We start from the raw sequence: 21,698 nt of genomic DNA, 5'->3' as shown, positions 1-21,698 counted from the left end.
TCCTGTTCCTTATGTATCGGTAGGGGTTTGACGTTGTTGTTGCCATGGGACTAGCAGCCGCCGGGGCGCGGCCCGTAGAGGTCCACTGTCGTGGACTTCACGAACCAGCCGTCCTTCGGGGAACCCTGGAGCCGGTACCACGGCGTGCCGTTGTTGTAGATGTCCTTGGTGCAGTTGATGGTGATCCTGCCCCAGGAGCGTTCTACCCAGCCCACACCACATTTCGCGGGACTGCCAGGTGTGTAGCTGTCCGTCTGACCGGGCTTACCGGGGCATGTCCGCACGCTGCTGGCGTCCACCTGTATCTCTGATGCCGGCGGGTCCGGCGGCGGTGGCGCAGATCCGCTCCGGGAGGTGTCGCTGCCGATGTTGCCGGCCTGGCCACCACTGATGGCACGGACTCTCAACGTTTTTGTTTCGCTGAAGCCCACGGTCGTAGAGAAACTTCTCTGCGTTGTGTCTGTCCACCCGCCGTTATCGAGGCTGTACTGGTAGCCGGTGACGGGCCTGCCGTTGCCGTTGGGCTGGTTCCACGTCCAGGACACTGTCTTGTCGCCGACGCCGCTGCTCTTGCTGCCGGTAACGCTAGGGGCAGCCGCCACACCGTAGGGATTGACGGTGTTTGATGCGGCACTCCTGTCGCCAGGTGTGGGGTTTCGTGAGGATACTGCCCACACCACCACAGCCGTGTCCTGGCCGTTCGGTGCCGCGATAACGCCACCGCCGGCGGGGATCGCTCCGCTGCCGGCGCCGGACGTCAGGGCATACCGGTAGCTGATCTCGTTGGCGTTGGCCCCGTTGCGTTCCTTCTGTGACAGCGGGTTGAAGGCCACGCGGATCTTGCCACCGGCCGCGTTGGTCTCCATCAGGGCTGCTGTGGGCGCAGCTACGATGCCTGGCTTTCCTGCAGCGCGGATAGCCGCTGACTGCTGGCTGACACCGCTGACGCCGGCCTTGTTCGTTGCCGAGACAGTAAAGGTGTAGTCGGCTTCACTGTTGGCAACCGTGACGTTTTGCGAGGTCGCCCCGACCGACTGCGTGGTCACTACGGCCCCGCCCCGGTACGTGGTCAACGTGTAGGCGGACACGGCGTCGCCGTTGTTGTTTGGCGCGGCCCAGCTGACCTGCAGCTGGCTCTGGTCACCCACCGACCCAGCGCCGGCTACGGAAGGCGCAGCAGGCGTCGCCGGCACACCAGCGGGAGTTTCCGCAGCGGAGTAGGGGCTCCACTCGGACGGCTCCTTGGCATCGTTCCGGGCCAGGACGCGGACCTTGTAGGCCACGCCGTTAGTCAGTCCGGACCAGACATGGCTGTTGCCAGTGAGGTTCTGGATCTGGGGATTCTGCCCGGCCGGAGCCGGCGAGATCTCAAGGTCGTAGGACTTGATGGGCGAGCCCTTGCTGGCCGGGGGAACCCAGGCAACCGAAAGTTGCTTGTCACCAAACTTCAGTGTGGGAGCAGCCGGGGTATCAGGCTTGACATCCGGACGGACCTCGGCGGAAACCGGAGAACGCTCGGATTCATTGATCGCATTGGTGGCGGTGACAGCAAAGTGGTACTTCACGTTGTTGGTCAACCCGGTCAATGTGCACGTGTTCGCGGGGCAGTCCTGCTTAAAGCCGTTCTCTCCGTACACCGTGTACTTGGTGATCGGTGAGCCACGATCTGCCGGCGCGTTCCATGTCAGCAACGCTGTCTGGTCGCCCACGCTTTGAGCCAGAGGCGTGGTGGGCGCGGCCGGCTTGTCCTTGACGGTGAGTCGGATACGGGCCGTGGCATAACGTGAGGTTTCACCCGTCTTGTCGCCCACTACGTAGGCAACAACCATGGTCCCGGTGAAACCCGACGACGGCGTGACGGTCACGTTACCGCCGTTGACCTCTGCTGTGCCTTCGCCCGTCTCAGTGACCGCCGAGATGATCTTCAGCGGCGTATCCGGGAACGGGTTGGAGTCGTTCGCCAACGCATTGACCGTCACGGAATTCCCGGATTTCGCATCCGGTTCAAGGTCGTCGTTGGCCACCGGTTTGGGTCGGTTGGATGCCGTCAGTGACAGTTTGTACGTCGCGACCGCTTCAAGACCCCGCGGGTCCTTCGCTTTCACCTGGACCGTGCCGCCCTGGCCGATCTGCACCGAGTCTTCGGCGGAGACCTTCAGGGTCTTGCCATCGATGCTCACCCTGAATCCACCCGGTGCTGCTCCGGCCAACTCATACTTCATGTTCTGGACGTCGTCGGAATCGGGATCGGATGCGAGCTTTTCCAGGTCCAGGCTGGCCGAGTCACCCTTGGGAACGTCCACGTCGCTGCCCAGCAGCACCGGCGGGTTGTTCTTGTTCGGATCCGGCAGCACCTTGGTGCGGATGCTCAGTGTCGACTTCAAGCCGTTGGGGTCGTCGGGTCCGCTTCCATCAGTGACTTCGAAGCTGATGGAGCCGGGACCAACGTATTCAGCGCCGGCCGTGTACTTCAGGGCCGTTCCATTGCCCGCTACGGGGTCGCTGCCGTCGGCACCGATGAGTTTGATGCGGTCCGCCTGGGTGAGCCGCGGCGACTTACCCTCGCGGACCTTGACCCATTCGGCCAGGTTCACGGTGACGGACTGGCCAGAAACCATCTCCACCACTTCATCCTTGGCGAGCGTCGGAACCTGCTGCCCGATACCCGGCACCCAGATGATGGCCGTGGACTTCTGGCCGTCTACATCCTCAACGGTGTAAGGCACCAGCTGCGGCTGCTCGGTGAGGTCCACCACCACGTTGCCTTCAGAACCCGGACGAGCCGTTTCCAAGCCTGTGGTGACCTTGAGGTTCTCCCCCACGCCGTCCGGATCCTCGTCGTTCTTGAGGACCGGAACGTCGACGGCGGTCTTGCCCAGCGTCTGGGCTGATGTAACGCGGTCATCGCGGGCGATGGGAGCTTGCAGCGGAATGTCGTTCTTGACGTTCACCCTGATGCTGGCCTGGCCCACGGCGTCCCTGTCGTCAGCCACGGAGTAACGGACGTTGACCGTACCCTCGGCGGCCGGAGCGGTGACCAGGACGCGGCCGCTGGTCTTGCTGACCTGGGCTTCGAGGCCAGCGTCGGCTTCGATGCTGTCCGTCAGGATGCGGATGATGTCGCCGTCGGGATCGGTGTCGTTGGCGGTGGCATCCACGGCGATCTGACGCCCAGGACGGACCTGCACTTCGTCGTCTACCGGGGCAGGCTTCTGGTTGTCTTCACCGCGAGGCGCGACGCCGACAGTCACCGTTCCGGTGTTGACCGCTCCTTGGCGGTCAATCACCTTGTAGCGGAACGTGTCGGTTCCTGCGCCATCGCCGGCGGCGACGAAATCGATGAAGCTGCTTCCCGCCGTCGCGGTTCCCATGGTGGGCGTGCTGTCGATGCCGGTGAGCTGGACCGAGTCGCCGTCGGGGTCGATGCCGTCCAGCGGCACCGGGATCCGGACGCTGCCGCCGGCGACCACGCGCGCGGTCAGGTTCTGCGGCTGCGGACGGGAGTTCTGCGCGCCTTCCAGCGGCAGGATGTGGATGGTGACGGCCGCTGCGCTCTTCTGGCCCTGGGGGTCCACCGCGTTGTAGATGGCACGCACGGTCTTGGGTGTGGGTCCGGCGATGAAGCGCAGGGTCTTCTCGGAGATAAAGGCCTTACCGTCTTCTTCAGGGACGCTCTGTGCCAGGACAGGATCGACAGAGAGCTCTTCACCTTGCGGGTGCGTGTCGTTGTCCAGGACCGGAATGGTCACGACGTCGTTGACGCGGACGTTGACTTCGTCGGGTTTCGGCTGGGGGGCCTCGACGACGGCGGGGGCCGGCACCGGGACGACGCCAACGGTGCCTGTGGCCGAGCCGCGGCCGTTGGACATGGTGTAGCTGAACACGAACGGCTCTTTCGCGCCTAGCACATCGGTAACGCGCAGGACGCTGTGGTCGATCACGCTGACCGAAGCGGACGAGCCGTCGGGGACGGTGACGGACTGGAGGACCAGCACGCCGCCGGAAGGATCGGAATCGTTGGCCAAGGGATCCACCAGCACACTGCCGCCCACAGGGAGCAGTGCGACGTCGTGAACCGCAACGGGCGCTCCAGCGTCCTTGCCGGACTCGACGTCAACACGGATCAAGCCTTGGCTGCTTTGAGGCCCGTTGCTGGCGATGTACGTCAAGTAGATCGGGCCCGGTGTGGTGCTCCGGAAGGTGAACGTACCGCCGTCGGTCACTGGACCCAGCTCTGCCGGTCCGGCAGCCTCGACGTGCGCTACCCGGAGGGCACCGCCATTGGGGTCGACGTCGTTCTTGAGGGGCGCAATGACCAGGTCCTGGCCAACCACGGCCGTGACGTGGTCGGCGTTGACCACCGGCGCCAAGGCGCCCGGGGGCTGCACGTTGACAACGATCCGGCCCGTCGTGGTGGCCCGGCCGTCCCACACCGTGATGGTGACGTTCTTCTTGCCCGGTGCTGCACCAGAGTCCTGGTACGTGAGCAGGCCGTCGCGACGGACCTTGACCTGGTCCTGGTCGTTGTCCGTCTTGGCGTCCAGGAGGACGAGGTCGTCGCCGTCGGGATCCATCCAGTCGGTCAGGATGTTCTGACTGACGGACTTGCCCTGCTCCACCAGCATGGTGGTGGGCTCGCCGCGTTTGAAGAAGGGAGGCTTGTTTTCCTCCGGAGCCACGACGCGCAGCGTGACCTGTCCACCGGCGGACAAACCGCGTCCGTCCGAGGCGTTGTAGTCGAAGGTTTCCGTTCCCGGCTTGGCGTCAGCGGGGACCTTGATCTGGAACGCTGAGCCACCGTAGATGTTCTCCAGCGCCCCGGATTTTGGCCCGTTGGCGCCTACCGCAGCGGTGAGGACATCGCCGTCGGGGTCTGAATCATTGTCCAGGATGCTGAGGATGGAGGTCCGGCCCGGCCGGACACCGAACTCGTCCGGTTTGGTTTCAGGCGCACGGTTGGGCTTGGTGCGGTCCGGCAGGACGTTGATGGTGTTGTTGTCCGCGGACTCCTGGTCCTGGTCGTCGGACTGGTTCTTGGGCGGGACAACATCGTCCCAGTTGTTGACGAGCTGCATGTTCTGGTTGACCAGCCACACGCTGCCGGAATTCACATCATTGAGGACTACGAGGTCGCGGTTGACGCGGAAAACGTAACTGGGCGAGGCACTGGCTTTGGGGACGTCGTTCTTCTTGTCGTCGGCGTCGTTCTCGCAGTCGCGGACGTACTTGTTGGCTCCGGACCAGGCAGCGTGAACGCACTTGCTCACCTGCACCGGTGCTGCGGGGACGCCTTCTCCGTCGGCATTGAGTGTTGCAGCGGTGGATCCGTCCAAGGGCTGCTTCAAGAGGGCTTGGCGGGTGGCAATGGCAACAAAGCTGCTGTCCTCGCCACTCTGCTGCAGCTTGGCTTCCCGTGCATCCTGCAGCTGGAGCTTGCGTCCGCCGGGCAGGAACAGGTTTCCTGAGCCGGCGTCGAGGACTACGGGCTTATCACCGACGACTGCAATCTGAAGGTCGCCGGCCCGCTTGAGCTCATCCACTTTGGTGACCTGCGAGTCTGTCCGTTCACCATTGGCGTCCACCGTGGTAACGGTGATCTCGCCCTTGCCCGGATCCGCTGTGTAGATGCGGTTATCGGCGCCTACTGCGGAGACCATGCCTTGGTCCCCGGTCAGGACAGGCTCGGTACCTTCTTCATCGAAGCCGTTGACCGTGGAGGGAGACAGCGCCCACACCTTGCCACGGGCGGGATCGGTCACCGAAAGGACGGTGGAACCATAGCTGACTTGCGACGACGACGGCAGTTGCTTGTCGCCGCCGAGCTTCAGGTTCGCGGCAGAGACCTGGTTGATGGTGGAACCGGATTCGTCGTCGACAAAAACGTTGCCGTCATGCTGCAGGACATCGAAAGTGGTGGTGGCGGGAGTTACGGCCCCATCAAGAACGCGCGACGGGTAGTTCAACCGCCCCACAGCGTTCTTGGTTTTGCTCACAACCCATACGCCGCCGTCGTTCAAGTCCACCTCCGTGGTCTTGAAGCCCGGGTAAAGTACAGCCCCGGTGATCAACAACGCGCCCGCCGCGGTGGCAGCAGTTCCCGCTATGAACTTCTTGTTTTGACGCCTTGTCAGCCCCAGCTTGCCGAAGAAATTTCTCACAGCCCCAAAATTCCTTTGATGTTCAGCCGCCCCCCAGCGACTTCCGGGCCAACCGACACATGCCGGCAGCCGTGCATTCCGCAGTACCCCCATACGGCGGCGGAATTTTCAGTCCCTAAGACTATCCCACGCACCCCACGGCCAATTGAGGACACCCGAGACCGGGCTATCCATTGGCTTTGACAGACTACGGCCTTAAGCACTGGGCGCGCGATGGGGAGAAGTGCCCCGTCCCGTGGTTTTGTCATGTTCAGCACGGGGGCGCTCCGATGCCTGCGGGGTCTGGAAGGTGGGTGTGACCTGCGATGATGTACCGGCCCACGTTGCGGTAGGAGCCTGATTCGATCCGCCACCAGCGGTGCATACCGGTCCAGTTATCTGTTTGGTCGATGTAACAACGCACCACAATGGGGCCTTGATCGGCGGAAGCCATCCATGGCGGGGTGTTGTTGCTTTGCCCGTCACACGTTTTCCTGTTCGGATCGTAGTTGGCCCCTCCTGCTGTAAAGCTGCACGACCGCACCACCGCTCCCGGGTTCATGGTGGTAGTCCACTCCCCTTGGCGTCCCGACTTGGCGCTGGCCGACGCTAGGCCGCCGCCCGTGCCGAGCGAGTTGAACGTCTGCACAGTGATGCTGTGGGACTCTTCCCACCCGGCAGTGTTGATGGTCCGGCTGCCCGAGGCGCCCACGGTCTCCCAGCCGCCGTTGTCGATGCGGATCTTCGTGGTCTTCACATCGTTCGTAGCGGTTGACGGGGAAGACCAGTTGAAGGTCACAGATTTCTGGTTCACGGCCCCGTTGGAACCCGACGCCGACGGCGTACCCGGCGCACCAAATGGCGTGGCGGATGGCGCGGCAGCGGCATCCGAACTGGGCGCCACCGTCGAATGTGCCGTCACTGTCACGGTGGTCGCTTGGCCGTTGGCGAAGCCGCCTACGGTCTGCCCGGGCTGGATGGCACCGGAGCGTCCGCCTGCGGAGTAGGTATAGCTGACTTCGTTGGCCTTGGAGCCGTTGCGCTGGGTGTCGCCGAGCGCAGAGAAATTGATGGTGAGCTGACCACCGGCGGCACCGGTGTTGGCCGGCGTGGCACTGACGTTTTGAACAGTGCCCAGCTTTCCCGTGGCCCTGCGCGGAGGTGAGGCCGCGCTGACCAGGCTCTTTCCTGCCTTGTTCTCAGCCTGAACTGTGAACGTGTACGCCGACTCGTTGGTGGAAACCTTGAAGGTGGCTGTTCGGACATTCCCCGGAATGGTCTGAGTCTGGGTGGTTCCGCTGCCGCCGCTCATGGTGACGTAGTAATTCTTGATGGGGTCGCCGTTGATGCCAGGCTCGGCCCAGTCGACGCGGAGCTGGTTCTGCGAACCAACGGCGGACACCACTGTGGTGCTGGGCGGCGCCGGTGTTGCGGGGATACCGGCAGGATGGTCCTCTGCGGAGTACAGCCCCCAATCCGACGGGCCTAGATCATTGACAGCCTGGGCACGGACCTTGTATTTCACACCGTTGGTCAGGCCTGGCCAGGTGTAGCTGAGGCCAGTGACCTCGTTCTTGACGGCAATGCCGTTGGCGGGCGGCGGAGAGATCTCCAGGTTGTAGTGCTTTACCGGGGAACCTTCGGTCTTGGCGGGAGTCCAGGTGATGGCCAGGTCCTTATCGCCGGCTTTGACCGTGGGGACGTCCGGGGGCGATGGCTTCTCATCCGGAGTGATCTCGTTGGAGGGCACTGAGGGCTGGGATTCGCCTACCTCATTGGTGGCAACCACGGTGAAGACGTACTTGACGTTGTTGGTCAGTCCAGTCAACGTACACGTCGTCGTGGGGCATTCCTGCTGGAACCCGGCCGCTTTCACCGTGTACTTGGTGATGGCTGCGCCATTGTCCGACGGCGGCGCCCACTTGAGGACGGCAGTTTTACTGCGGACGTCCGTAGCAACCGGGGCCGAAGGAGCATCGGGCTTGTCCCGCACCGTGATGCGGACACGACCCACGGCTTGCCGGCTGGGATCATCGGTCTTGTCCTTGATGGTGTACCTGACTACCAGGACCCCCTTGAAGCCGTCGGCGGGCGTCACCGTGATGGAGTCGCCTCCTATGGCAGGCTCGCCTGATGCGGATCCGGTCTCCACCACGGCCGAAAGCACCGTCAAGGGTTCGCTGAAGGGGTTGAAATCGTTGCCCAGCACATTGATGGTTTCGGACTTGCCGGCGTTGGCCTTGTCGAGGACATCATCGTTCGCTGCCGGTTTGGGTCGGTTCGATGAGACTACGGAAACGGTGACGGCTGCCTTCGCAGGCTCCGAGCGGCCATCGGTCACCTTGAGCGGCACGGTCCCGCGGGCGCCGGGGTTGAGTGAACCCCCGGGGGTGATTTTTAGGACCGTACCCTCCACCCGCGCGTCGAAACCGCCGGGCAGGTCACCGTCCACGCTGAACGTGAGCTTGCCTTGGTCCTGCTCATCAACGTCCGCGGCAAGGTTGGCCAGGTCCAGTTCGGTAGTGTCCCCCTTTGGCGCTTCAATCGCAGCTCCGCTGAAGGTGGGGGCGTGATTGGCGTTGGGGTTCGGGAGCACCTTGGTCTGGATGGTCAGAGTGGACTTCAAGCCCTCGGCATCGTCCGGACCACTGCCGTCAGTCACTTCGAAGGTGATGGACCCGGGCCCCACATACTCAGGCTGGGCCGCATACCTCAACGCCGTACCATCACCAGCAATAACGTTGGTGGAGTCACCGCCAAGGACACGGATCTTGTCCGCCACCGTTATGCGGGGTTGACGGCCGTCCCTGACCTTGACGTGATCCTGAAGGGCCAGAGTAACTTCCTCCCCCGCGGTGACCTCCACGATCTCAGTGGTGGAAAGCGTGGGGTACTGGAGGCCCTGGCCTGGAATCCACATGACCGCGGTGGCTGACTGCCCATCGATGTCCGTGACGGTATAGGGAATCAACTGATCTTCGGGCAGGAGTGTCACCACTACGTTGCCGGCTGTCCCTACGCGCACATTCGGGTTCCCGTCCGGCAGGGAAATGGTGAGGTCCTCCGCCACGCCGTCGGGATCGGAATCGTTCTTCACCACCGGAACGTCAACCGCAGTTTTACCCAGGGTCTCGGCCAACGTGATCCGGTCGTCCACTGCCACGGGGGCATGGAGCGGCGCGGTCGGGCTGGTCTGGACGCGGATGACCGCGGCAGCTTCTGCCTTCTTGTCGTCCTGGATCCGGTAGCTGATGCTGTCCGTACCGGCCGCACCCGGCGCCGTGAGGACCACCTTTCCTGCGGCGGCTTCAACCTGCAGTTCCGGTTTGGCCTCGAACGCCGACACCAAAGCGATGGGGTCGCCGTCGGGGTCTGAGTCGTTTTTCAGTGCGTTCACCGCGACCCGTCGTCCGGGCCGGACATCAATGACGTCGTCCACCGCAATGGGCTTCTGGTTGTCGGCTTCGGCCGGCGCAATGCCCACGATCACCGTGCCGGTGTTCTCCGCACCAATACGGTCCCGCACCCGGTAGCTGAAAGTGTCAGTACCGGCGGACGTACCCCCGGCCGTGAACTCCAAATATCCGTCCCGCAGGATGGCTGTCCCAGTTGGGGAGCTTTATCGATGCCCATCAGCTGCACCGAGTCGCCATCGGCATCGATACCATCCAGGGGAACAGGGATTCTTACCGTCATCCCCGCAACCACGCGGGCTGTCAGATTCCGGGGCTCCGGCCTGGTGTTGGTGGCGTCATCGCGTGCGCGGATGCGGATGGTGACTTGCTGCGAGTCAGTTTGGCCCGAGGCATTGCTGACCTTGTAGATGGCATAAACGGTGGTGGGTTCCTCGCCAGCGATATACCGGAGGGTGTTCCCCGCAACAAAGATTCTGCCCGCGGCCTCGTCGGGCTGCTGTGCCAGGACGGGGTCCAGTGTGAGCTCTCCGCCGTTGGGGTCCGTGTCGTTCTCCAGGACCGGGATGGTCACTATGTCGCCGGCACGCACGGAGACCTCGTCCGGCTTGGCCTGCGGTGCCTGAAGTTTGGTGGGCGCCGGCACAACCTGGACAGAAATATCCCCTGTGGCCGAGGCCTTGCCGTTGGAGATCGTGTATTTCAACGACAACTGTCCCTGGGCCCGGATGTCGGTGATTTTGACGACCGAGTGGTCAAGGACCGCGACCGATACCGGGAGCCCGTCGGCCGCCGTGACCGATTGGACCACCAGGACGCCCCCACTGGGGTCTGAGTCGTTGCCCAACACGTCAACCACGGTGCTGCCGCCACTGGGCAGGAGGGCAATATCGCGGACCGCCACCGGTGCGCCGTCGCTGTTTCCGGACACGACGTCCACCCGCACCAGTTGCTGCGCACTCGCCGGTCCGTTGGTCACCATGTACGTCACATAGTGGGGACCCACCGAGGTCGAGTTGAAAGTAAACGTCTGCTGGTCCGGACCCACCACGGCGGTCGACTGCGCGTCCGGCTGTGCCTGCGCAAGTCTTAGCGTCCCGCCCTGCGGGTCGGTGTCATTCTTGAGCGGCGCGATCACCGTATCCTGGCCCGCCACCGCAACCACGTGATCCGCATTCGCGATGGGCGGCAGCGCACCGGGAGCACGGACGTCAACGCTGATCTGTCCTTGGGTGGTCAGGGACCCGTCCGAGACACTGACGGTCAGGGTTTTACGGCCCGGGCCAGCCCCTGCGTCCTGGAAGGTGAGCAAGCCGTCCGGCCTGATCCGGACCTGGTCCGCTGGATCGCTGCTGGAGACGGCGACGGCAAAGATGTCGTCGCCGTCGGGGTCGAGCCAATCGGTGAGGACAAACTGGCTGGCGATCTTCCCGGACTGGACCACCAAGGCGTTGTTCCGGTTTGGTTTGGGCTGGGGGGCGTTGTTTTCCGCCGCGGGCACAACCCGCAGGTCGACGTCCGCGCCGCCTGTACCGCCACGGCCGTCGTCCACCGAATACTTGAAGGTTTCGGAGCCCGTGGTTCCTGCGGGGACTGCGATCTGGAAGCCGGTGCCACCATAGACGGCGGACAAAGCCCCTGACTTCAACGGAGCACTGGTGCTGACCGTGAGGACATCGCCGTCGGCATCGGCGTCGTTGTCCAGCACGGGCAGGACAGTGGTCTTTCCGGCCCTGATCCCGAAGGCATCGGGTTTGGCCACCGGCACGGTGTTGGGTTTGCTCCGGTCCGGAAGGACTGTCTGCTGGACTTCGTCCGCAGAGTCCTTGTCGGCGTCGTCCGAGGTCTGCTGGGGCGGGATGACGTCGTCCCAGTTGTTGACCAACTGCATGTTCTGGTTGACCATCCAGACGTTGCCGGAGTTGACGTCGTTCAGCACCACAAGATCGCGGTTGACACGGAAAACGTACGACGGCGACGAACTCGCCTTGGGAACGTCGGACCGCTTGTTATCTGCCTCGTTGGTGCATTCACGGACGTATTTGTTGGCACCGGACCACGCTGCGTACGTGCAGGACCCTAGATGGACTGGGGCAGCCGGAATGCCCTGGCCGTCCGCTTGAACCGTCTTGGCGGTCCCGCCGTCCAGGGGTTGCAGGAGCAGTGCCTTCGGGGTGGCGATGGCAATAAAATCGGCCTCCGGGCCGCTCTGCTGCAATTTGGCTTCCCTGGCGTCGTCCAGGTGTACTTTGTTGCCCCCGGGCAGCACGATGTCGCCGGTGGCTGCGTTAAGCACCACTGCTTTGTCGCCGACGGTTGTCAACTGGACCTCGCCGTCGGCCTTTAAGGCCTCGTCCTTCCTGACCTGTGAGTCTACGGACTTACCCTCGGCGTCCACCTTTGTTGCCGTCAGTGTCCCGGTTTTCGGGTCCAGTGTGTGGATGGTGTCATCCACACCCACCACTGAGACCACACCGGGCGACTGCTCGAACAAGGGTTCCGATTCGTCGCTGAAACCGCCGATGGAGGTGGGCGAAACAGCCCAGACTTTGCCCTGGGACGGGTCGGTGACAGCCAGTACTTTGTTGCCGAAGCTCACTTCCGCGGAGCCCGGAAGTTTTTGGTCGCCGCCCAGGCGCATGTTGGCGGCGCTGACAGGGTTGATGGTCCCGCCATCTGCGTCATCGATGAAGATGTCGCCGGCCTGCTGAAGGATGTCGAAGTTGGTGCTGGCCGGAGTCACTGCCCCATCCAGCGATTTGGAGGGGTAGTTCAGGCGACCGGCCGCATTCTTGGTCTTACTGACCACCCAGACGCCGCCGTCGTTCAGTTCCACCTCGGTGGTCTTGAACCCTGGATAGAGGATGGCACCTGTGATTAGGACGGCCGCTGCCGCAGTGAAGGCAGTGGCTGCGATGACCTTACGCCGGCTGTTATTGGCACGGCGTTTTCCGGACCCATCAGACAGAGCCATCCCACATTCCCCCACAGTTCAGGCAGCACGAAGCAGCCGTCGCCGACCCCCACGGCGAAACACGACACAATCAACGCACAGCCTACCGGGTTACTCCATCGATTAGCTAAGTCGTGACATGAATCGCATCCAGCACGCTCTCTCACATAACAGCCCTTAAAGCCGAACGCTCGCTCACTTTCTTCAGGAAAGTGAGCGAGCGTTCGGCTCAAGCCCGAGGGACGTGAGAGAGCGTGCGCTTTGGAAGGCGGACTGCCAGCAGGGGCCTAGTCCAGCACCAGTCCCTTGCCGCGGCCACGGGCCAGCATCACGGGATGGATTTCGCCGAAGCCACGGACGTTCTCCGATTTCTGCGGAACCAGGACGAACCTGTCATCCTGCCCCAGAGCAGCGGCTGTCATGGCATCCACCAGGACGGTGCCGGGCTGGGCAAGGGTTGTCAGCCGGGCGGCCAGGTTGACGGTTGGTCCGTAAATGTCGCCCAGTCTGGACAGGATGCGGCCCCAGACCATGGAGACTCGGCATTGCGGCAGAATTTCGTCTTCGGTGAAGGCCTGCGCCAACGCCAGGGAAATCTCGGCCCCGGCCGCGGGTGTCTCCGCGATGTAGAGGACTTCGTCGCCCACGGTCTTGACCAACCGGCCGCCACCCACGGAAATAATTTCGGCGCACTTGTTCTCAAAGCGCTGCACCAACTGGGCGAGCGTCTTTTCGTTCATCCGACGCGAAAGGCTGGTGTAGGAGACGAGGTCGGCGAAACCCACGGCCCGTGCCAAGGGCAACGGCGAATCGTCTTCGTCGCCCTCGCGGCCTTCTTCACTGGCCTGCAGCCCGGCTTCCGCGCGAACCGCCAGGCGTTGCACACCTGCGTTGAGTTGACGGCGATAGGAGTAGACCAGGATCTCTTCGAGCGAGTCCACCAAGCCGGGCAACTGACCTACCAGTTGCTTACGGGCCACAGCATCCGGAATCCCCTGCTCAGACACCATGTCTTCCACCAAGGCTTCGATCTGCCAGACCACCATGCGGTCCGTCATCTGCCCGATGGACCGGGTGACAGAGATGGCCGCTTCCTCGGTCAGGACGCCGGCCCGGACAAGGTCCAGGATGGTGGACAGTGCCGCTTGATCCCGTTCCGTAAAGGCAACGTCTTCGTCGCCGAAGTTCGGGAATCCCAGGGCACGCCAAATTTTGCGGGCGGACAAAATGGAAACACCCGCCCCTGCGGCTACTTCACGACGACGGAGCTTTCGTTCGCCGCCCAGCAGCTTTGATTCCAATGCTTTGATGGCCAGGCGCTCGGCGGACATTACACCGGTGGGTGGTCCAGCCTGCACAGCAACCGGAGCAGGCCCCGAATCGGTGTCCTCGTCGACTGAAGGTTCGGGGACGGCGTCGAACTCCTGGTCCAAGTCCTCGCCGGACTGCTGATCCTCAACGCTCATCTCTTCCACCTTCTCTCAGCTCCCATGGCAACTGGTCATAGTCCGTCAATACTTGGCCCTCAAAAACCTCACCTTGCGGGAGTTCGTCCATCGCGTCAAGAATGAATCCCCGGAACTTCGCGACGTCCGGAACATCCGCCAGGATGGCCGTTCCGGAGTGCCCGGTATCCAAGGATATATTCCCGGAGTGCAATGTCCGTTGGAGCAGGCTCTGATGAACGCCCACATTGCGGACCGCCATGAGCGATACCTGCCAGTCGCGGCGTCGAAACATTCCGTATTTGGCAAGTATCCGCCTGCTGGTCAGGATGTACCGGATGGAATGCCAGCGCATCACACGACGAATGCTGTAACCAATCAACAGCCAGGCTGCGAGTCCCACACTGACACCCATCAGCCACGGCGTCCATTCCACTGTAATGAACGGAGCAAGGCGCTGGGCATTGCCTTTGACAATCCAAGCGCAGGCATATCCCGTCAGGGCCGGAGCAATGAGGAATGCCAGCGCCGGGAAGAAGAGGGATCGGGCCTGTTGACGTGTGATGGTGATGACCTGCTCCCCCGGAAGCAACTCTTTACGCATAACCACTTTCCGTGGCGCGCAAGTGCACCACGTCACCAGCTGTCACCACGTGTTCCCTGCCCCCATGGTCCACCACCAGCAACGAGCCGTGCTCGTCCAACCGCGAGGCATGTCCCACCAGTTCGTGATCGCCAGGCAGGTGCGCCCGCACTTCGCGCCCCAAGGTCACCATGGCGGACTCAACCCGCTTGTGCAGGGAAGGTCCTCCCGCCAATCCTGCGGCCGGGTCCCCCTCGGAATTGCAGAAGCTGCGGTAGAGCCGGGCGAAGCGCGAAAGGTAGCTCTTCAGCAGCGCGGTGCGGTCCGTCGTCGTGGCCCCTTCCAAGGCCAGTGACGTCGCTGTCGTAACCGGCAGCTCTTCCTCGGCCAGCGTGACGTTGAGGCCCACGCCGAGGATGACGGCGGGAACCGAGCCATCGCCCACGGCTGTCATCTGGGCAAGGATCCCAGCGATTTTGCGCCCGTTGACCAAGACGTCATTGGGCCACTTGATGTCTGCTGTCACACCGGCGGTTTCCTGCAATGCCTCCCGCAGGGCAACGGCAGCTAGCAGGGACAGCCAGGAATAGCTCTGCGTTGGTACCGGCATGCCTTCTGCCGTGACGGGACGAAGCACTATTGACACGGAGACAGCCGATCGCTCGGGCGATTCCCAGTGCCGGTCCAACCGACCACGCGCAGCCGTCTGGTGCTCAGCTGTCAGAACGGCGAGGTCGGCCCACTTTTTGGGCTCAACAGTGACTGCCCGCACCAAGTCCTGGTTGGTGGACCCTGTGGATTCGACGATGGTCAGTTGCGAAATGCCCGTGGCTGAAAGGAAGTCCGGCTGCAGCAATGCTTCACGATCCAAGGCAGCCCGCTCCGGACCGCTGGTCGGGATGTGGGGTTCGCTGCTCTCTGGCTGTTCGGCATCCATAGCTGAATCCTATCCAGTTGCGGCGTCCAGGGATGGCCCGTGAGCAGGAAAGCGGCTGGGAATCCGCCTAGAGAAAAATGTCCGGAACCAGGCGGTCTTCGGGCGCACCCAGGCTGTACGGCGAAAAGTCTGACACACCAGCCGCGCGCAGGACTTCTTCATCGGTGAAGAAATTGCCCGTTGCCCCCGCACCCGTCAGGACGGCATGCGCGGCGTCGGCCATGATTTCCGGGCCGCGTGCGGCCTGGACGATTTGCTGCCCGCCGGGCATGTTCCGGATGGCGGCGGTATCGATCAGGGTGCACGGCCAGAGCGAATTAACCGAAACGCCGTCGTCCTTCAACTCTTCCGCCAGCCCCAGCGTGGTGAGGCTCATCCCGTATTTGGCCATGGTGTAGGCCAGATGCATGCCGGCCCATTTGGGGTCCAGGTTCAGCGGCGGAGACAGTGTGAGGATGTGGGCGTCGCTGGATTCCCTCAACGCAGGAAGCGCCAGCTTGGAGAGCAGGAACGTTCCACGGACGTTGATGTCCTGCATGAGGTCGTAGCGCTTCATGTCTACGGCGTCGGTGCGGGACAGGTCGATCGCCGAGGCGTTGTTAACCACGACGTCGATCCCTCCGAAACGCTCGACGGCGGCGGCGACCGCTGCGGCGACGTCGTCGTCATTGCGAACGTCCCCGACCAGCGGCAGCGCTTGGCCACCGGCCGCGACCAGTTGTTCAGCGGCGGTGAAGACAGTCCCCTCGAGCTTGGGATGGGGATCGCCGGTCTTGGCCATGAGCACAATGTTGGCGCCATCGCGGGCTGCGCGGGTGGCTATTGCCAAGCCGATGCCCCGGCTGCCGCCGGACATGAGGATGGTCCGGCCCTTGAGCGAACCGGTGGCCACGTAGGGAGTCTGCGCCGGCGCAAGTGCGCGGGAAGCGTCGTTGCTTGAAGTCATGGGGACACTCTAACGCAACTATGTTACTGACGGGTAACATAGCGATGGCTTTGGCTTGGACGCGGAAAATTGTAGGGTTTCTACAGCGGTTCGCGGCAAAGGCGTCACTAGACTGGCCTGCGGGGCCTGTTCTTTGTACGGAAGCTACTTAAGCTTCGGGACCAACACCGAACTGCGCCAGCGAAAATCAGCTACAGAGCCGGAGACACTTGATGAGCCACGATCTGACAACGACAGCGGGAAAGATTGCCGACTTCCGCGACCGCCAGGCCCGTGCAGAGCAACCTTCCGGCCCGGAAGCGATTGAGAAGCAGCACGCACGGGGCAAGAACACGGCCCGCGAACGCATTGACCTCTTGGTTGATCCGGGCTCGTTCGTCGAGTTCGACGCCCTGGCAGTCCACCGCTCCACTGCCTTCGGCATGGAGAAGAAGAAGCCCCTCGGCGACGGCGTGGTCTCCGGATACGGCACCGTTGATGGCCGCCTCATCGCAATCTACAGCCAGGACTTCAGCGTCTACGGCGGCTCCCTGAGCCAGGTCAACGGCGAGAAGATCGTCAAAGTCCAGGAATTCGCCCTCCGCAATGGTTGCCCGGTTGTCGGAATCAACGACGGCGGCGGCGCGCGTATCCAGGAAGGCGTAGCTTCCCTGGCCATGTTCGCTGACATCTTCCGCAACAACGTCCACGCTTCCGGCGTGGTCCCGCAGATCTCCCTCATCATGGGCCCGTGCGCCGGCGGCGCAGCCTACTCCCCCGCCCTGACCGACTATGTGGTCATGGTGGACAAGACCTCGCACATGTTCATCACCGGCCCGGACGTCATCAAAACTGTCACCGGCGAAGACGTGGACATGGAAACCCTGGGTGGCGCCCGCCAGCACAATGCCACCACCGGAACCTCCACCTACCTTGCCTCGGACGAAGCAGACGCGATCGAATTCGTCCGCGAACTCTTGGACTTCCTCCCCTCCAACAACCTGTCCGAAGCCCCCGTCGTGGAGCACGACCAGGAACTGGAACTCAACGACGACGACCTCGCACTGGACGCGCTGATTCCCGATTCCGCCAACCAGCCGTACGACATGCGCAAGGTCATTGAGCAGATCGTGGACGACGCGCACTTCCTTGAAATGCAGTCCTTGTACGCCCCCAACGTGATGATCGGCTACGGCCGCGTTGAGGGACACACCGTGGGCATCGTGGCCAACCAGCCCATGCAGTTTGCCGGAACCCTGGACATCTCCGCCTCGGAAAAGGCTGCCCGCTTTGTCCGCCACTGCGATGCGTTCAACATCCCCATCATCACTCTGGTGGACGTCCCCGGCTTCCTGCCTGGCAAGGACCAGGAGTTCCAAGGCATCATCCGCCGTGGCGCGAAGCTCCTGTACGCCTACGCCGAAGCAACGGTCCCCAAGCTCACCGTGATCACCCGCAAGGCCTACGGTGGCGCGTACATCGTGATGGGCTCCAAGAAGCTCGGCGCAGACCTGAACCTCGCCTGGCCCACCGCCCAGATCGGCGTCATGGGCGCCCAGGGTGCCGTGAATATCCTGTACCGTCGCGATCTTGCTGCTGTTGCCGAAGCCGGCGGTGATGTCGAGGCCAAGCGGGCCGAGATCATCCAGGGCTACGAGGAAGAACTCCTCAACCCCTACCAGGCGGCCCAACTGGGCTACGTGGACGCAGTCATCGCTCCGTCCGACACGCGCCTCCAGATCATCCGCGGCCTCCGGGCCCTCCGCGACAAGCGCGCGAGCCTGCCCACCAAGAAGCACGGAAACATCCCGCTGTGAGCACGCCGAAGCACCGGGCTGATTCCGCGCCTGATCAGGTACCCGCTGAAGCAGCCGCTGCGCCACTGTTTTCGGTGGTCAAGGGCGAACCGACGGCCGAAGAGCTCGCGGCGATTGCCGCCGTCGTGGTTTCACTCGGGACAACGCAGGAAGCTGCCGCATCGAAGCCGAACGTCCGGCATTGGGTGCGTCGTCAGCAGTTGCGGCTGGACCCCACCCCCGGTCCTGGCGCGTGGAAGCGCAGCCGCGGCTAGTTTTCGCTCACGTAGAAAAGTTCAACAACCCTTTCACGTAAGCGGTGTCGCGGCTAGGCTCTGTGGGTGACTACTGCAAACACGCCTGTACGCCCGAAGTCCGCCATCGATGCCGTCGCTGACGCGTACACAGAAAAGTTGATCGAACTCAATCCCAGTTTCGCCACCACGCTGGGCTTGCCGGGACACGAAACCGAATACCAGGACTACTCCCCTGCCGGTGCCGAGGCCCATGCGGAGGCCACAAAGTTGGCATTGGATGCCTTGGCAGGCCTTGAGCCGTCCGATGATGTGGATGCCGTCACCCTGGACGCCATGCGCGAGCGGCTCGGCCTGGAACTGGAGATCCACGAGTCGGGCTGGGACCTCGCCGACCTGAACAACATTGCCTCTCCTGCCCAGGACATTCGCGCCATTTTCGACCTCATGCCCACCGACACGGTGGAGCACTGGGAGCACATTGCCGGCCGCGCGGCCAATGTTCCTGGGGCTGTTGAGGGCTATATTGAGTCGCTTCGCTCCGCTGCTGCCGACGGAAAAGTCGCCGCCGCCCGCCAAGTCCGGATCGTCATCGAGCAGACCGGCAGGTACGCCGCCGAGGACGGCTTCTTCGCCAAGATGGCCGCCAACGCTGCGCTTGATGGCTCGCCCCTGCCCGCCGAGGTTCAGTCAAAGCTCGACGCCGGGACTGCGGCCGCGCGTTCAGCGTATGGCGCCTTGGGTGCTTTCCTCCGGGACGAATTGTTGCCCGCTGCCCCCGAAAAGGACGCCGTGGGCCGCGAACGTTATGCGCTGGCCTCCCGTTCATTTGTTGGTGCCGAAGTCGATCTGGAAGAAACGTACGACTGGGGAGTCCAGGAGCTCGAGCGGCTTATCAGCGAGCAGGAGAAAGTTGCCGGCCAGATCAAGCCCGGAGCGTCCATTGAGGAAGCCAAGAGCATCCTTAACAACGATCCCGCCCGCCAGATCAATGGCACCGACGCGCTCAAGGCCTGGATGCAGGAGCTCTCCGACCGGGCCGTGTCTGAACTTGCAGACGTGCACTTCGACATCCCGGACGTCATGAGAACTCTTGAGTGCATGATCGCGCCCACCGACGAGGGCGGCATCTACTACACGGGGCCCTCTGACGACTTTTCCCGGCCCGGACGTATGTGGTGGTCAGTGCCGGCAGGCGAAGACACCTTCACAACGTGGTCCGAAACCACCACCGTTTTCCACGAAGGCGTGCCCGGCCACCATCTCCAAGTCGCCACGGCAACGTACCGCCGGGAACTCTTGAACAACTGGCGGCGCAACGTCTGCTGGGTCTCGGGCCACGGCGAGGGCTGGGCACTCTACGCCGAGCAGCTCATGCTGGAACTGGGCTACCTCAAAGACCCGGGCGACCACATGGGCATGCTGGATGGCCAACGGATGCGGGCAGCCCGCGTAGTGTTCGACATCGGCGTCCACTTGGAGCTGCCCGTCCCCGAACGCTGGGGCGCCGGCACCTGGACGCCCGAGAAGGGCTTCGACTTCCTCAAAGCCAATCTTGACATCAGTGAGGGCCAGCTCCAGTTCGAATTCACCCGCTACCTGGGCTGGCCGGGACAGGCTCCGTCCTACAAGGTGGGGCAGCGCCTGTGGGAGCAGATCCGTGCCGAGCTTGAATCCCGTGAAGACTTCGACCTGAAGTCGTTCCACAGCAAGGCGCTCAACGTCGGCTCGGTCGGTTTGGACGTGCTGCGCCGGGCGTTGCTGGGCTGACTCGGTTCGAGTGCCTCCGGCCAGAGGCTGGGGGCACTCGGTGTGCCGCGACGCTGGTTCAGTCAAACTCCATGAAATCCCGTACTGCCGCAATCAGCCACTCATCCATCGAGTGGTATTCCGCTGCCTGGTGGCGTACGACCGCCCCAGTTGCGTCCCGCATCACGTCGTAGTCATCGACGACCACGACGTTCTTTCCGGTCCAGGAGGCCACATCATCGTTATCGGACCTGCAGGCAAAAGGAATCAGGTTCCAGCCAGGGAAAACCTCGTCTGTGTGTTTCATTCGCTGCGCCTGCTGTGCTCCTCGTAGAAGTTCCCAAGGTTCCAGATCCACCATGCCTCGCTCGATCATGCGGTCATAGAGAACTGGCAATGCAAGATTCTGCGTCAATGGTTTTCCTCCGAGCGGCCGTCAAGCACATCTGAATTCTCGAACAGACTCTACAGTTCATTTCATATGGTGAAGGAGCTCTCTCAACTGAGTTTCCGTAGCGTCGACGCGCGAGACAAGTTCCTCATTATCAATTGTCCCGCAACACTACCGATATGGCCATTCGCAGGACATCAGTTTCTCCGTCATCGACAGCTGAGGAATGGCCCGGGGGGCTCTCCTGAAGCACCTCTTCACGAGGGTCGTCTACCTCGTATCCAGGTGTTTCAAGAATCCAGCGCATTATCATCCATGTCCGGGCTGTTCCACTAGCTCAGTCGATTTGTTGAAATGAATAGACCATCGGCGTGATGCGTAACATCTCGTGCAACTTCCACGTTGATTGTGTTGTTGCGCCAATCTGGAAGGCGAAGCGTCCACCGCCCGCCTATTCGCTTGCCACGGCATCCCGGTTCGACTTGGTGATACCCCATGTCAACGTCAGGGTTCCACAATCGGAGGTGCTTATCTGCACCCGCGACCAGGTCCCTCCCCCTGACGCGAGACCGCCCTCCGCACCCGTAACCGTGCATTCAATCGACACTCTATGAGTCTCGTCATACGCACTGGAAACCAGCGCCACGATAAATATTGCGACAGGCACCAGTAAGGCCGAGGACACGATCGTCCAAAAAACCCATCGATCCCTCCGGAGTCTCCCCGACCTTCCCGATGGGTGTAGTGAAACTTCCTCGCCGGAAGATGTCCTCACGTTTCCTTCTCAAGGTGCGTGCCATTTTCATTGGCCTTTAGCACTCCTACCGCGGCAGCTGGTATTGAGCCAGCCAGCCAAACTGCTGAATCGGTCCGAAAGAAGTCGACCCCCAACGATTGGGCAACCTCTGTTGCAATCGTGAGGACTACGGGATGCTTGTCCTTCCTCGCGCCTACTGCTGTGGCCTGTTCAACTGTTTCTGCCAGGTGAACATATTGCCGTTGCATCGGTAAGATTCCAGACGCTTTGATCAGATCAACACTGGCGGGCGCCGTCCCATGGAAAAGGACGGGCGGTGGCTGACCCGGCTCCCTCAATGCAACCACGGGAACAGAGT

At 62.7% G+C, this 21,698-nt stretch carries 11 protein-coding genes; 3 read left to right on the top strand and 8 right to left on the bottom strand.

The genetic code is table 11. From position 1 onward, the window contains the following. Positions 1–50: 50 nt before the first annotated feature. The 7 genes from QEH68_RS07535 to QEH68_RS07505 form a co-directional block, all read right to left on the bottom strand. Positions 51–6,251 (bottom strand): Ig-like domain-containing protein, encoded by a 6,201-nt coding sequence (locus tag QEH68_RS07535; RefSeq protein WP_280627578.1) that lies wholly within the window; start codon positions 6,249–6,251, stop codon positions 51–53. Between the two features lie 157 nt (positions 6,252–6,408). Next, positions 6,409–9,663 (bottom strand): fibronectin type III domain-containing protein, encoded by a 3,255-nt coding sequence (locus QEH68_RS07530; protein WP_280627577.1) that lies wholly within the window; start codon positions 9,661–9,663, stop codon positions 6,409–6,411. Then, positions 9,624–12,524: an Ig-like domain-containing protein gene (locus tag QEH68_RS07525; protein ID WP_280627576.1), complete on the bottom strand. Its 2,901-nt coding sequence runs from the start codon at positions 12,522–12,524 to the stop codon at positions 9,624–9,626. Before QEH68_RS07525 ends, QEH68_RS07530 begins: the two co-directional genes overlap by 40 nt. A 266-nt stretch (positions 12,525–12,790) precedes the next feature. Next, entirely contained in the window at positions 12,791–13,969 is a 1,179-nt protein-coding gene (locus tag QEH68_RS07520) for an adenylate/guanylate cyclase domain-containing protein (protein ID WP_207596897.1), read from the bottom strand. Beyond that, positions 13,959–14,552, bottom strand: coding sequence for a PH domain-containing protein (locus tag QEH68_RS07515; RefSeq protein ID WP_280627575.1), 594 nt, complete (start codon positions 14,550–14,552; stop codon positions 13,959–13,961). The genes QEH68_RS07520 and QEH68_RS07515 overlap by 11 nt, the downstream gene beginning before the upstream one ends. Then, positions 14,545–15,468, bottom strand: a complete 924-nt coding sequence (locus tag QEH68_RS07510) for a biotin--[acetyl-CoA-carboxylase] ligase (RefSeq protein WP_207596895.1) — start codon at positions 15,466–15,468, stop codon at positions 14,545–14,547. Before QEH68_RS07510 ends, QEH68_RS07515 begins: the two co-directional genes overlap by 8 nt. Before the next feature lie 67 nt (positions 15,469–15,535). Continuing rightward, positions 15,536–16,414, bottom strand: a complete 879-nt coding sequence (locus QEH68_RS07505) for an NAD(P)-dependent oxidoreductase (protein WP_280627574.1) — start codon at positions 16,412–16,414, stop codon at positions 15,536–15,538. A 212-nt stretch (positions 16,415–16,626) separates the two neighbouring features. On the opposite strand from QEH68_RS07505, the gene QEH68_RS07500 reads away from it, so the two are divergent. The 3 genes from QEH68_RS07500 to QEH68_RS07490 all read left to right on the top strand — a co-directional run bounded on the left by QEH68_RS07500 (position 16,627) and on the right by QEH68_RS07490 (position 20,213). After that, the gene (locus QEH68_RS07500) at positions 16,627–18,210 is read left to right on the top strand and encodes an acyl-CoA carboxylase subunit beta (protein WP_207596893.1); all 1,584 of its coding nucleotides are present in this window, start codon (positions 16,627–16,629) and stop codon (positions 18,208–18,210) included. Further along, positions 18,207–18,464: an acyl-CoA carboxylase subunit epsilon gene (locus QEH68_RS07495; RefSeq protein WP_089594263.1), complete on the top strand. Its 258-nt coding sequence runs from the start codon at positions 18,207–18,209 to the stop codon at positions 18,462–18,464. Before QEH68_RS07500 ends, QEH68_RS07495 begins: the two co-directional genes overlap by 4 nt. A gap of 66 nt (positions 18,465–18,530) precedes the next feature. After that, positions 18,531–20,213 (top strand): DUF885 domain-containing protein, encoded by a 1,683-nt coding sequence (locus QEH68_RS07490; protein WP_280627573.1) that lies wholly within the window; start codon positions 18,531–18,533, stop codon positions 20,211–20,213. Between the two features lie 58 nt (positions 20,214–20,271). On the opposite strand, the gene QEH68_RS07485 is transcribed toward QEH68_RS07490, so the two are convergent. Then, positions 20,272–20,607 carry a hypothetical protein gene (locus QEH68_RS07485; protein ID WP_280627572.1) on the bottom strand — a complete coding sequence of 112 codons (336 nt, stop codon included), beginning with the start codon at positions 20,605–20,607 and terminating at the stop codon, positions 20,272–20,274. Positions 20,608–21,698: the final 1,091 nt, after the last annotated feature.

This window comes from Paenarthrobacter sp. OM7 (assembly GCF_029873575.1).
Taxonomy (GTDB): Bacteria; Actinomycetota; Actinomycetes; order Actinomycetales; family Micrococcaceae; genus Arthrobacter.
This window is presented reverse-complemented; position numbering and strand designations above follow the sequence as displayed.

Excerpts from the sequence above, each read along its gene's own strand:
- QEH68_RS07535 (WP_280627578.1), bottom strand. The coding sequence starts at position 6,251 with ATGGGGGTACTGCGGAATGCACGGCTGCCGGCATGTGTCGGTTGGCCC.
- QEH68_RS07525 (WP_280627576.1), bottom strand. The coding sequence starts at position 12,524 with ATGGCTCTGTCTGATGGGTCCGGAAAACGCCGTGCCAATAACAGCCGG.
- QEH68_RS07520 (WP_207596897.1), bottom strand. The coding sequence starts at position 13,969 with ATGAGCGTTGAGGATCAGCAGTCCGGCGAGGACTTGGACCAGGAGTTC.
- QEH68_RS07515 (WP_280627575.1), bottom strand. The coding sequence starts at position 14,552 with ATGCGTAAAGAGTTGCTTCCGGGGGAGCAGGTCATCACCATCACACGT.
- QEH68_RS07510 (WP_207596895.1), bottom strand. The coding sequence starts at position 15,468 with ATGGATGCCGAACAGCCAGAGAGCAGCGAACCCCACATCCCGACCAGC.
- QEH68_RS07505 (WP_280627574.1), bottom strand. The coding sequence starts at position 16,414 with ATGACTTCAAGCAACGACGCTTCCCGCGCACTTGCGCCGGCGCAGACT.
- QEH68_RS07500 (WP_207596893.1), top strand. The coding sequence starts at position 16,627 with ATGAGCCACGATCTGACAACGACAGCGGGAAAGATTGCCGACTTCCGC.